Annotated in this window: 13 protein-coding genes, 1 other RNA gene and 1 pseudogene; 2 read left to right on the top strand and 13 right to left on the bottom strand. The window is 43.3% G+C overall.

Annotated elements, in window-relative coordinates; translation table 11 throughout:
- Nucleotides 1–142 precede the first annotated feature (142 nt).
- From XI25_RS30525 to XI25_RS30490, 7 genes are all read right to left on the bottom strand, one after another.
- Nucleotides 143–925 (bottom strand): sugar phosphate isomerase/epimerase family protein, encoded by a 783-nt coding sequence (locus XI25_RS30525; protein WP_046681594.1) that lies wholly within the window; start codon nucleotides 923–925, stop codon nucleotides 143–145.
- Between the two features lie 238 nt (nucleotides 926–1163).
- Nucleotides 1164–2153: a hypothetical protein gene (locus XI25_RS30520; RefSeq protein ID WP_046681593.1), complete on the bottom strand. Its 990-nt coding sequence runs from the start codon at nucleotides 2151–2153 to the stop codon at nucleotides 1164–1166.
- A 923-nt stretch (nucleotides 2154–3076) separates the two neighbouring features.
- Complete coding sequence (locus tag XI25_RS30510) at nucleotides 3077–3682, bottom strand: response regulator transcription factor (RefSeq protein ID WP_046681591.1); 606 nt, start codon at nucleotides 3680–3682, stop codon at nucleotides 3077–3079.
- Complete coding sequence (locus XI25_RS30505; RefSeq protein WP_046681590.1) at nucleotides 3683–4855, bottom strand: sensor histidine kinase; 1173 nt, start codon at nucleotides 4853–4855, stop codon at nucleotides 3683–3685. It lies immediately after the preceding gene.
- A gap of 107 nt (nucleotides 4856–4962) precedes the next feature.
- Entirely contained in the window at nucleotides 4963–5598 is a 636-nt protein-coding gene (locus tag XI25_RS30500) for an ABC transporter permease (RefSeq protein WP_235440521.1), read from the bottom strand.
- A gap of 45 nt (nucleotides 5599–5643) precedes the next feature.
- Entirely contained in the window at nucleotides 5644–6531 is an 888-nt protein-coding gene (locus tag XI25_RS30495; protein ID WP_046681589.1) for an ABC transporter ATP-binding protein, read from the bottom strand.
- 513 nt (nucleotides 6532–7044) lie between these two features.
- Nucleotides 7045–7497: an HNH endonuclease gene (locus XI25_RS30490; protein WP_046681588.1), complete on the bottom strand. Its 453-nt coding sequence runs from the start codon at nucleotides 7495–7497 to the stop codon at nucleotides 7045–7047.
- Nucleotides 7498–7955: 458 nt separating this feature from the next.
- Here XI25_RS30490 and XI25_RS30485 point away from each other — a divergent pair, with 458 nt between their 5' ends.
- Nucleotides 7956–8219, top strand: coding sequence for an AbrB/MazE/SpoVT family DNA-binding domain-containing protein (locus XI25_RS30485; protein WP_046681587.1), 264 nt, complete (start codon nucleotides 7956–7958; stop codon nucleotides 8217–8219).
- On the top strand, nucleotides 8216–8623 hold the full coding sequence (locus XI25_RS30480) for a type II toxin-antitoxin system death-on-curing family toxin (RefSeq protein WP_046681586.1): 408 nt from the start codon (nucleotides 8216–8218) through the stop codon (nucleotides 8621–8623). The genes XI25_RS30485 and XI25_RS30480 overlap by 4 nt, the downstream gene beginning before the upstream one ends.
- A gap of 200 nt (nucleotides 8624–8823) precedes the next feature.
- Here the strand turns inward: XI25_RS30480 and XI25_RS30475 are convergent, their stop codons facing one another.
- From XI25_RS30475 to XI25_RS30460, 6 genes and pseudogenes are all read right to left on the bottom strand, one after another.
- Nucleotides 8824–9141 carry a hypothetical protein gene (locus XI25_RS30475; protein WP_152669264.1) on the bottom strand — a complete coding sequence of 106 codons (318 nt, stop codon included), beginning with the start codon at nucleotides 9139–9141 and terminating at the stop codon, nucleotides 8824–8826.
- Nucleotides 9142–9247: 106 nt separating this feature from the next.
- Entirely contained in the window at nucleotides 9248–10216 is a 969-nt protein-coding gene (locus XI25_RS30470; protein ID WP_152669263.1) for a hypothetical protein, read from the bottom strand.
- A gap of 147 nt (nucleotides 10217–10363) precedes the next feature.
- Nucleotides 10364–10728: a transfer-messenger RNA gene (gene ssrA / locus XI25_RS32650) on the bottom strand.
- A gap of 397 nt (nucleotides 10729–11125) precedes the next feature.
- Nucleotides 11126–11604: pseudogene (gene smpB / locus XI25_RS30465) on the bottom strand (SsrA-binding protein SmpB).
- Between the two features lie 11 nt (nucleotides 11605–11615).
- Nucleotides 11616–11777, bottom strand: coding sequence for a hypothetical protein (locus tag XI25_RS33585; protein ID WP_160308973.1), 162 nt, complete (start codon nucleotides 11775–11777; stop codon nucleotides 11616–11618).
- 14 nt (nucleotides 11778–11791) lie between these two features.
- On the bottom strand, nucleotides 11792–12154 hold the full coding sequence (locus XI25_RS30460) for a hypothetical protein (protein WP_152669262.1): 363 nt from the start codon (nucleotides 12152–12154) through the stop codon (nucleotides 11792–11794).
- Nucleotides 12155–12261 lie beyond the last annotated feature (107 nt).

The raw sequence follows: 12261 nt of genomic DNA, 5'->3' as shown, positions 1-12261 counted from the left end.
ACATGATTGATGTAGAGTGCATAATTTTAAAGCGATTTTATTCTCTTACGATAATGTAAGCCATTTGGATTATTCGTCTTTGGGAAATAAGGCGAAGATGCTGCTAATTACGGTATCCTGCATATATCAAAGATTTTGCAGATTATTTCCGTTTTGATGCTTCCAGCCTCTTTGCTTGCTCAAACGCCTTATGTAAAAACTCTCTAGCCGATAAATTTTCATAATCCCAATTCATGGCCTCGATTGCAATCGCGCCTGAATAACCCGTTTCCGCAATTTTTTTCATGGTTGTAGACCAATCTATCGTGCCGTCAAGGGGCAACCCGTGTTGGGCATAACTTCCGTTATTATCATGTAAGTGTAGTGCCATCAGCCGAGAACCATACATAGATAATAAATCTTTCTCCGGATAATGGCGGTAGTGATGTCCGCTGTCGTAACAGAATCCGATACGCAGGGAATCCACTTGCTCCAGCACATATGCCAAATTGGAAAAGTTCCATAAATTCTCCAGTGCAACATTGACACCAAGCTGCTCGGCTTTTTCAGTGATTCTCTTGATTCTATCCAGTCCCAATGTGTTATATGGATTGTCTTCGTTCGGCAAGTGCACCACCATTGTCGGAATCTCAAATTCGGCGCAATCTGCAACACATTGCAAATAGCATTCAGCTGCGGCTTCACCGTCCAGATTGTCAAGCCAGAGGTTGTTTTCGATATGGACTGGCGTATGGATATTTTCTATAAAAAGACCCGCTTCTCGCGCAATTTTCGGCCCGTTGCGGTAATCGTTCCGACCAAAGCAGTCACGACCAAAGCCATCACTCCACCATAATAAAACACCATCAAATCCAGCTTCTTTGATTAACTGAAAACGTTCCTTATTCGGCAATTCATAACCAAACCAATCATAAATGGCAATCATAAGCCGCTTCCTTTCTTGCTTTTCCGTCATAGTTTTTCTATATAAATTCATAGACTTCATTTCTATAAATAATAGAATATAGTTAATATTGGAATAAGACAATTAGAAAACGGTATCATTACACTAACGGAAGATGAACATGACCACTTCTTTACCAAATGTGTATTTTTTCTTTGAATACGGCTATGATAGCCTTTTTCAAATTCATGATAAACGTCCTTGCATCTATTTGTGTTTTTTAATTCCCTGCGGCCGCTCTGCTCCCGGACTTTATGTACACGACATTTTTCTCGGCATCCAATGCGGCTCTCACCGCTGTAACATCATCTTTTTCGACGAAGCGGTAATCTTTAAATAAGCTGTCCCATTTTACTTCATATCCCGTAATGTCGATATTGTATAATTTCTTCGCGAGCGGGGCGACCGCTTCTTTAGCTTCTTTTTCTGTCATCTCTTTATTCGTCGTGACCTTATTGCCTTGTTCATTGATCAGGCTGATTGCTTTCCCGTTCTCCATATAAACCGTCACTTTGTCGTCCTGAAGCACCCACGTATGATTTTTCCACTGACTCTCAATCGTGGCCTTCGTCACGTCAAATTGATGATCGAACGCCGTTTTGATCGCTTCCGTTGCCGATTTCAGCAATTTCGGATCAAGTTCTTTTTTGTCAATATCGATCGTCGCAAAGGCGGTGGCATAGCCTTCTGAAATATTAGCATTTACTTGAACGCTAAAATCCTTCCCGTTAAACCCATAAGATACATAATCTCCAAATTTGCCCTTGCTATTATCGTAGGATCGTGACTGTGTAACGTCTTTGTTAAATACGTATTTCTTCTTTGAATAGGTGCTCTTTAACTGTTCTAAGGCTTTATTTTGAAATTTTTTGTCAACTTTGTCGATTGTCGTCTTGACGGAAACGCTCCATATTTTTCCGCTTTTAGAATCAAAGTGAACACCATATTTTTCGTCTGCCGATAGAAGAGTGACCTGCCCATTGTTAAGTTCACCGACATCCTTAAGCTTAATCTCTTTCCCCGCAAGTTCATTTACCGCTTTTTGCAGCTTGGGAGCCAACTTCTTATCGATGGGAACCTTCTTACTATCGGATTGCTGCTCTTGCTGCTGCTCTTGTGCTGCCTCCGCTCCGACAGGAATTGGACCTGCCAATGTAGCCAACATACTGGATACGATCATGGATGCCATAATTGCTTTTTTTATGTTCATAATAAATCCTCCCGTTCATCTACTTAATTTACTCTACTAATTTCATCTTCGATAAACCTTTTATCCTCTGTAGATACATACGCGGCCTCCTCAACGCAATGCCTTTCAGTTATATTTTGGAATTTTTAAACTACATTAGTAGTTAAATAAATACTACATTTGTAGTTTATAGATGTCAACATGATTTATGCGAAATTTATTTTTCCGCTTTCCTAACATGCAATGTATGACTCCTATCAACCTGCGGATCACGTTCAAAAAGATAGCCCATACATTCTCTATTCAGACTGCATGGGCTTGTACGCAAGACCTAAGACGATTCCATATTATATAATCTTCAGTGCTATACGAAACATGGTTATGCCAAGACTGTTTCCGAATATTGTCACTTTCCGTTTCATGTCCATCGCCTTATTCATCGGCTTAAGCCAAAGAGATATCATGTTGATTGATGTTAACCAGGCAACGGGTGAAATCATTATTAAAAAATCAACAAAAGTCTCATTGCACCATAGGATTAGCGAAGACTTCATGAACACACTGTCCAGCATAGTTGATGAACACGCTCAAAAAGCCTTAAAGATCGATGAACGAGGCAGGTTACTTATCTGTAGAAGAAGTCATAACCATTAACATAGCCATACATTTGAGGAATTAGCTGAAATGATTAAGAAGCATTGCGTAATTTAATCATACGAGGATACAAAAAAGCGACCATGAACGGTCGCTTTTTCTGATGTTACATATGGAGGCGAACCGTGGCTGTGTAAAACCACAATTCGCCGGAGTGTATTGATTAGGTTACGGTATGCTAAGTAGCGGATCATAAAAAAGAGAGCTTCTAAAGCTCTCTATGGGCTGGCTGCATCATCCCTTGAGTGGGGTGACCCGCTTCCGCTTACCTCCATACCTCGGAGTTCTCCTCAATCCAACCATCCCTTGCTACGTGCGATATCTATTGCCTCGATCCGCGTATTCGCCCCGAGCTTCCCAATCGCCTCTGACATATAGTTCCGTACCGTTCCATAGGATAGAAACAGCTGTGCTCCAATATCTTGAAGAACTAAGCCTTGGGCAGCCAACTTCATGACTTCACGTTCTCGAGGCGATAATGGACATGGATCATCCCATACCGCGAGCGACAATTCTGAATTAATGACACGTTTCCCATCATAGACCCGACGAATCGCATCAGCCAGTTCCTCGCTGCCCGTATCTTTGAGAAGATATCCATAAACTCCTGCCTGCATAGCCCGCTGGAAATATCCAGGACGCGCGAATGTCGTCAAGATGATGACACGACAAGCTGACTTATCTTTTTGAATTAATTCCGCAATATCTAACCCCGTTTTTAGCGGCATCTCAATATCCAGAACAGCTACATCGGGTTCATATTGCTGAATCATGGACATCACTTCTTCCCCATTTTCAGCTTGACCGACGACTTCAATATCATCTTCTAACGAGAGTAAAGTTGCCAGTGCTCCCCTTAATAACTTTTGATCTTCTGCCAAAACAATACGAATCATCTAAGCACTACCTACCTTTTCATTTCGTATTACCCTAGGTATATGTAAGGTGACTTCCGTCCCCTTGCCTGGGGACGAAGACAGCGACATACGACCATCGATCATAACCAACCGTTGCCGCAATCCGGCGAGGCCATTACCGCTAGTATAGAATTGATCCATATCTGCCCCAATACCGTCATCACTTACCGATACACGAACTTCCCCTTCCTGAATGTCAAGAAGAACGTTGCACTTTGTTGCTCGGCTATGTCGAACCACATTTGTAATCGTCTCGCGAAAACACATCGCCAAAATAGTCTCCTGCAAGGGTGTTAACGGAAGCGGAATGTTCACTAAAGCGTCTTCCGTCCCTACATTAGAAGGTCTAGGATCTGAAATCGATTGATATTGGAAAAAAAGCGGTATGCCCGCAGCTGAACATAACGATACAGCATGCTTATATTCGTCAGCGAGATATGTAACTTTCATCTCCGTAACCAATTCTCGCATTTGTTTCAAGGCTGCGCGTGCCGTTTCTCGTATTTCACGAGCCTCTTCTATCGCTCTCTCGGGATGGCGATTGACCAGTTTCTCAACGACCTCCCCTTTTAGTGCGATTAATGACAGCGTATGCCCCAATGTATCATGTAATTCACGTGCGATCCGCTGGCGCTCCTCCTGCTGTGCCATTCGTTCAGCAGTTTCTGCCCGCAACAACGCAGACTTCTGTTGAAATCGAGTCGAAGTTCGAATAATATATGGCAGAATACAGATGCCAAACATAGGCACCAGCACTATCCATAATAGGCTGCCCATCCGATCCAAGTAAGGAACAGCGATAAATCCCATAGCTACAGTAAAAACGATCGTTATAGAGAGTAATATCGGTAGCTTTTGTTTGCTCAGCGGAGCAGCTATCATAAAACCTATAAATGTATACATAGGGTGAAATACAGCTGCTAAAATTAAAAGTACACCCACCTGAACCATCAATATTGGCGTGGCCCACTTTGCATAAAAGTAGGATTGTCGAAACGACAGAACGAATATGCCTAACAGAACAAAGCCAAGCCACTGTATACTTGATGGTTCATAAAGTAAAAAGTACATGGGTATCATTAAATTTGTTAACAAAAAATAAGGGGCGACTCCTTCCGATTTTGGAAAGAGACGCCATTTCTCTCTATTCAATTAGACCGCATCCCGTCGATTATAAATATAGATTGATAGTAGCATAAAGAAGAGACCGCATCCTGTCAAAATTATGAAATCAATACTTGATGGAGTTTTTCCGGCGATCATATTCCATGCCCCATTGGCGTAACGGTGAGATGGAAGCCATTCCCCGACCGAGCCATCCAACTTGGCAAAGTACTAAGCGGCATCCATAGCCCCCCCACAATGGCAAGCCCCATCTGTAATACATTTCCGATGGCAACGGAGGTATTCGCATTTTTAAGCGTTCCTAACAAGGCACCAAGCGCCAGAAAAGATATGCTCCCGATCCATAACCATAATCCGCATAAAATCCATTGCCCGGCTGTCAATTGTATATCATGAACAAGGCCAGCAGATAAAAATATAACTACAATGACGATCAAGTGAACAGCCATTTGCGATACAATTTTGCTGCCAATCCAGACTGCAGGAGATAGTGGAGTTAGCTTCAACAAGCGTACCCACCCGTCTTGATGCTCGAACGATAGACGGATACCGAATTGAGATACTGCTGTACCAATCAAACTGAATGCAGTCATTGACATCAATGAAAAGACACCCCAAGTTGTCGATTGAATCGATTTATCTACCCCATTCATACTCGCAAATAAAAAGTAGAAAGCAAGCGGCATCGCAATGGAGAAGAGTAAGAAAAATGGACTGCGGATAATTCGTATACTTTCTGCTTTGGTCTGGGCAACAAACATATGTAACATGGCTATTTTCCTCCTAAAAATGTTTTTTATCGTAGAATCGTTTGTTTATTTTGAGCCTGTAAGACTTCGGAATGTATCTTCTAAACTGGCAGACTGTATATCAATATCGGAAATTCCCCATTCAGACTGCATCAGTGTAAATAACAATACATCGGTCTCTTGAGCATGCAGACGAATTCGCTCGCCGTTGCACTCTGCCTTTTCTACACCAGGTAATGTGAGCCATTCTTGCTCAGCTGGCGCGTTCGCCGCTCGAAATGAAACGGTTCTAAGTGCGGTTTGAGCCTTTAAACGTTCTGGAGTCCCTTCCGCAACAACCTGTCCTCTAGCGATGACTGCGATGTGATCTGCGACAGCATCAGCTTCATCTAAATGATGTGTAGTTAAGAGCACCGTACGTCCGTCACTTGCCAGCGCTTGGATGGTGTCCCAAAAGCGGCCACGGGCCTCGATATCCATTCCGACGGTTGGTTCATCCAGCAGGAGAAGCTCGGGATTTCCCGCCAAACTCTGGGCGAAAGCTAATCTACGGCGTTGTCCTCCAGACAGCGAGGATGCGCGTCGTTTCTGATCCGTGTGGAGACCCGAAATGTCTAACAATCGCTCGAGCGACATCGGATTACGATAATAACTGCGGAACAATTGAAGCACTTCTTTCACCGTAAGTCCATCTGCTGCTTTAACATCCTGCAAAAGCGCTCCAACGCGTTGCCGTAATTCTTTTGTTCCAGACGGCATCCCCAAGACCCTGACTTCTCCTGATGTTGGTTTGATCATTCCGAGTATCATGGAAATGGTTGTTGTCTTGCCTGCACCATTCGGTCCGAGCAATGCTGTTATTTGACCTTTCTCAAATGATAGATTCATATGATCAACGGCACAGTAGTCGCCGAATTTCTTCACTAGATTTATGCATTCAATCGCCTTTGTCATTTTGTACTAACCTCCGCTAATTTCTTTTCGTTACTTGTTGTCCTCATTATATTGAAAAAGCGCGAGATTCAATTAGTGTGGGTTGTCACAAGCCGGATATGACAAATGTCAGAAAAAAAAGAAAGCAAAAAAAGAAGGACCTCTAGGCCCTTCTTCAGCATAACGTGCATTTAACGCTCTTTGAGTGAGGCGTCTTGTTTTGCAAACTTATAGCTAAGGATTTTACACTTTTAATCGAACACAGCAAGATTATTTCGGGAAGTGACTTAGGTACCGCATGAATCACGTTCTATTCATTTTGTCTTTAAACTTCATAACGAGTGCTTCCAAGCTTCGAGAATTATTGCTAATCAAGTCCGAAACTGAAGCAACTCCTGAACTAAAGATCGAATCGTGTTCAACAAGGCGATCATCAATTGAACCTCGATCACTTTACCAAAGGAGGAGGTGAATTTTTTGCCACGATTCCTGCATAGACTTCGGTCGGTCGAAACAACAATTCTAGGTCTTTACTCAAGTGTCCCCTTTTTTCATTGGGCGATGTCTGTAATTAGCGATAAAGATACGCCAGCACAGCTTTATAAGATTCGGAACAGCGCGTGCGTTTTCTTTGAGATAGGACCATGCCGGACGGTTTCCACGTTTCGTATTGCATTCGCTGCATGAAGCCATCAGGTTGTGGGGAAGATCCGAGCCGCCTTTGCTTGAGGGGATAATATGGTCTACTGTCGTGGCGTGCCCCCCGCACCATAAACAAGTGTGATGATCTCGTTTCAGTGCAGCTTTTCGATAGCCCCGGAATAAGAAAGGATTATAAAGCAATTGGATCGTCTGCTCATCAATCCAGACAGCTCGCGATCGCTCAACTTCCCGCCAGGCCCGATGGAGCAAACACGGGGTTAGCTGTTGACCATCCATATTGAGCACCGTTATCAATCGATCCTCTCCATCATGACTATGATTCATCGATTTCACTCCATCTGTAAGACATGCTCTAGCCTATAGTATTAATATAAAACAAAAACACCATCCTCATGCGGATGGTGTTTTTCGTGATGGAGGCGAGGGGAGTCGAACCCCTGTCCGAAGATAACGACAACACAAGCTTCTACGGGTGTAGTGACAGATTTGATGTCACCCTAGGAACTCCCTGTCACCGGATTCCCTTCAGGTCAGCCTGATTGTCTTCTTCAGCTAGCCCCAGGCGGAGACTAGGCAGCGTATCCCACTAAAGTTGAGCCCTCATCCCGGCACATGGGCTATTGATGAAGCAGGCCCTGATACCCGCTGGCATAAAGATAAAATCTCCACTTTCATATCTTCCTACACTAGATCGTTTAATCTTCAACTCTATAGTTTAAATCTCGATTCTATAACTGTATAATTGTTATAACAATAGAATAAGATGATAAGGAGGAAATCTAATGAACAGGATGGTTGAGATGGAAAGAAAAGTGACCAAATTCGGCAACAGCCTCGGTATAACCATGACTGATGCTTTAAAGCAAATTGGACTGGATCAAGGCGACACAGTCAGCATTGATGTTAGTCCGGCCACGGGAGAAATCATTATTAAGAAGTCAACAAAGGTCTCCCTTCCTGAAGGAATAAGTGCGGATTTTATGGATACTTTGACGGATGTCATTGAAGAATACGATCAAACGCTTCGAGGACTTAAAGACAGATGACATCCATCCGCTATTTATCCGTCCAAGAAGTAATAGCAATCAATGTAGCCATGATACAACGATATAGTCCGGGGGAACATATTGGAGTTAAAGAACCTGGATTGCTCGAATCGGCTGTCCATCGACCCCAATCTTCTGCCTTTGGCGAAGAAGCTTATCCTACTATTTTCGAGAAAGCCGCAGCTTTGTTCGAATCCCTTGGCCAAAACCATCCTTTCCACAACGCAAACAAACGGACTGCTTTTACAGCATTAGTTGTCTTCCTACGCTATAATGGCCTGCACTTCAAGATGGATACAAAGAAAGCTGAGAATTTTACAGTGGATATGGTTAATCATCAATTCGACCGCCAACAAACGGCTGCGATCATTGAAGCTCACTGCAGCACGATTCCCAACTCATAAAATGCAAAAAAGGACCATGATCGGTCGCTTTTTTAAGTATGTATGGAGGCGAGGGGAGTTGAACCCCTGTCCGAAGATAACGCAACATAGGCTTCTACGGGTGTAGTCAGTTTTGATGTCACCCATAAAATAAGATTGATTGCAAAGAATGCAAGCATTTTGGCGATACTCAAGCTCCCTTAACCGAATTCTTACCTTCATCATTGTAAACATCTGTGTTCAGCAACGTGGAAGTTATCACCTAATATTTCTGTTGCTTTAGCTCTTACTACTGGTATATAGAGATGCCTATGTTTAGTTCCGCCATAAATCTGACTATTATTATCCATAATATCAATAAGCTTCAATACGTTTTCCTGATTGAACTTATCAAATAACGGAAAAATTACAGTTTGAAAGACATAAGGGGTGGAATCATAACTCGAACTCTCTTTTAACCATTGAAGGGCAAATTCAATTAGTGATTGCGTGGAGTTTCGTCCCTCTGCTTCATGTAATAGATAAGTAATCTGCTCCATTGTAATGGAAGTGTCTTGCTTGTAATAGTGATAAAAATTAGAGTTCCTAATTTCATTGGATACATCTTTGCGGTATTGCATGATAGAATTCAAATGTTCTGCAAAACTATTCTTCATAAATAGTAAACGTATAATCTGCTTCATGTTTAATTACGGTATCAACATGTTCCTTCATTTCACTGTAAAACGAACCGAATTCACTCAAAAAATAAATTAATAGGGCTTGAGGAGATAAAACTAATGTCAAATCGACCTGCTGAAGCTTCTTATATTCATTAAATCCTGTTTCTATGAATGCATCTTTATCATTTATTTTTATATTAGAATATTCAAGAGGTGCTTCCTTCAGATAACCTAAAAATCTATACTCATCTCTCTTAACCAAAGCTACTAGTGCATAATAACAACCAAGCCTATTTTCATCGTATTCCTCACCATATTTTTGAAATGCGAATTTCCATAACGTTTTAAATAATTCTCTTTCCGCTTTCCTGTTTAGTTTGGCGTAATATCTAGTAATTAAATGCTGAGTGAATCTCTCTAAGTTATTACTCCCAACTTCATTAAAATGTCTTTTAATATCCTCTAATATTGGCTTGATTATTTCTTTCGCAAGTATAGTTTCCTTTAGAAAAATGGTTTCAAACATATTTCTAATATGTGCTCTTGTCTGATCTTTATTAGGGATAAACAATGTCATATCCTTTAACGCCGGATGAGCACAATGATGTCTATCCTCTCTCAGTCTTTTGATTAAGTCGGCTTCCTGTTCATCTATTAATTTTGTTTGCCTTACACCATCAATCAGTTTCTTCTCCCAATCAGAATACTTTTCCTCAATATTGGACTGGCTATCCCCTAACTCAGTAAGAATGTCTTGAGCTTTCTGATCCTCATAAACTTCACTTAAAGTTCTCAGTTTATAGATTAGATCACACAGAACAACATTATGTAAAGATACAATAACGGATCTATAAAAGCCCATATTATAGCACGATATTACCTCGGCAAGATATTCTCGAATTACTAAATTCGGTATGTATTTAAGTTGTTCTTCAAAAATAAAATCATCCATCCAAGCATTCCTCACTTAATATAGAATAAATTCCGCCTCCTTGAATTCATTTCGACATTACCTGTCAACATCCTCTAAGAACATCCAATTATTGTGAATCCAAATAAGCAAAAAAGCGACCGATTAAGGTCGCTTTTCTGACATTAGTTATGGAGGCGAGGGGAGTCGAACCCCTGTCCGAAGATAACGACAACACAAGCTTCTACGGGTGTAGTGACAGATTTGATGTCACCCTAGGAACTCCCTGTCACCGGATTCCCTTCAGGTCAGCCTGATTGTCTTCTTCAGCACACCCCAGGCGGAGATGTGACAGCGTATCCCACTAAAGTTGAGCCCTCATCCCGGCACATGGGCGATACAGAGCGAGAGCACGCTCACAGGTTATTAAGCTGCGAAAGCGTAGTTGTTTTGTTGTTTGCCATTTAATTGGCTTTAGCGTTGATGAAGCGGACGCGTCCCCACTACCCGCTACTCATGCCCGAACTATCCCCGTCGAATCCAAAAACGCCCCCTTAATATGGTGAAATGCCATCGTTCGCTTGAACGGGACCTTCCGCCAAAAAGGGCTTCCGGATTAGATCTGAAGACGATCAAGCCTAAGCAGATCGATCTATTCCGCATCCTTTCCCTCCAAGAAAGAATGACGAAGCTTAACGCTTGTTTTCAATGATCTTAACGATCTCTTACATCAAATAGTATATCACATTTTACATCAAAATGATATACATTTCACAGGGAGAGCAGCTAAAAGCTGCCACCGCCGCGTATTATGTTTATACGATATGATCGTGTCTTAAACATCATGCCAACATTTTATGACTAAATCTCAGCCGTAGGGCAAAAGACGCCTGGAGAATAGAAGTCTTGCTTTTATCCGAAAGGCGCGACTTACCAAAACACGAACCAAACTTATCTCGCAACCTTCTGCTTCTCGCGCAGCGCACGCTGTATATCGCGCTGAGCATCCCGCTTTGCGGCATCGGCGCGTTTGTCGTACTGCTTCTTACCTTTACCCAAGCCGAGCAGCAGCTTCGCATAGCCGTTACGGACATATATCTTCAGCGGCACAATGGCATAGCCTCTTGCTTGGACAGGCCGAGCAGCTTGTTAATCTGCGCTTTATGCAGCAGTAGCTTCCGCGCCCGCGTCGGGTCGGTCGGATTATAGCGATTCCCCTGTTCGAAAGGGCTGATATGCATGTTATGGATATGAATCTCGCCGTTACGAATCGTGGCAAAAGAATCCCCGATGTTCGCCCGTCCGTTGCGCAGCGATTTGATCTCCGTTCCGGTCAGCACCATCCCGGCTTCGTACGTATCCTCGATGAAGTAATCATGGGAAGCTTTTTTGTTCTGGGCCAGAACCTTCCCGTCACTCTTCTTACCCATAGGATCACTCCTTATCCCTTAAAAATAACTGCCAAAACAAGCAAAAAGACTTCCGGCAGATGCCTTTCATCAAAGCAACCCCACCAGAAGTCCATTGTATCAACAGAAACCGCTAAAAGCAAGGCGGGGCAAGCATTGGGAAGCTTTCGACAACCAGGCAAAACTTCCGCCACAGGTCCCCCGTCCCTTACTTTTTCTTCTTCCGCACAAAAGCGGCCGTGCCGTTCGCGCCTTTGGCTTTGCGCTTACGTCCGCCCCCGGCGCCCGGTCCGGGCGTTGGCCCTTCGCCAATGAAAACACCGCTGCCGGACGTTTTCTTGCGCCGGCCTTTGCCGGTTTTGCCCGCGCCGTACCCGGCGTTGCGGTCAAAACCGGTTGGGCTGGCGCCCTGCGAGCTGTAGCCGCCCTTGCCGCTGCCGAAGGCGAAGCTGCGCTGCTCGCCGGCATCGCCGCCGGCAACGGGCCCGCCAAGGCTAACGCCGGCGCTGGCACCCGCCTGGCAGCGTTTCAAAACAAATGAAGTGATCAAAGAAGGACTGCCTCTGGTCAAAGACCTTAAGGAAGTCCTTCTTTCGGATAACATGGCTGTTTTAGATAGAGGTACCCGACTTTTGGGAAAGGGCCTGTTCGATAAGCACGCCGGGATTTTTCTTCCAC

It is taken from the genome of Paenibacillus sp. DMB20 (assembly GCF_000987955.1).
Taxonomy (GTDB): domain Bacteria; phylum Bacillota; class Bacilli; order Paenibacillales; family Paenibacillaceae; genus Paenibacillus_AQ.
The sequence above is the reverse complement of the archived record's forward strand: the minus strand, read 5'-3'. Positions and strand labels throughout refer to the sequence as shown.

Excerpts from the sequence above, each read along its gene's own strand:
- XI25_RS30525 (WP_046681594.1), bottom strand. The coding sequence starts at position 925 with ATGATTGCCATTTATGATTGGTTTGGTTATGAATTGCCGAATAAGGAA.
- XI25_RS30520 (WP_046681593.1), bottom strand. The coding sequence starts at position 2,153 with ATGAACATAAAAAAAGCAATTATGGCATCCATGATCGTATCCAGTATG.
- XI25_RS30510 (WP_046681591.1), bottom strand. The coding sequence starts at position 3,682 with ATGATTCGTATTGTTTTGGCAGAAGATCAAAAGTTATTAAGGGGAGCA.
- XI25_RS30500 (WP_235440521.1), bottom strand. The coding sequence starts at position 5,598 with ATGTTACATATGTTTGTTGCCCAGACCAAAGCAGAAAGTATACGAATT.
- XI25_RS30495 (WP_046681589.1), bottom strand. The coding sequence starts at position 6,531 with ATGACAAAGGCGATTGAATGCATAAATCTAGTGAAGAAATTCGGCGAC.
- XI25_RS30490 (WP_046681588.1), bottom strand. The coding sequence starts at position 7,497 with ATGAATCATAGTCATGATGGAGAGGATCGATTGATAACGGTGCTCAAT.
- XI25_RS30485 (WP_046681587.1), top strand. The coding sequence starts at position 7,956 with ATGAACAGGATGGTTGAGATGGAAAGAAAAGTGACCAAATTCGGCAAC.
- XI25_RS30480 (WP_046681586.1), top strand. The coding sequence starts at position 8,216 with ATGACATCCATCCGCTATTTATCCGTCCAAGAAGTAATAGCAATCAAT.
- XI25_RS30475 (WP_152669264.1), bottom strand. The coding sequence starts at position 9,141 with ATGGAGCAGATTACTTATCTATTACATGAAGCAGAGGGACGAAACTCC.
- XI25_RS30470 (WP_152669263.1), bottom strand. The coding sequence starts at position 10,216 with ATGGATGATTTTATTTTTGAAGAACAACTTAAATACATACCGAATTTA.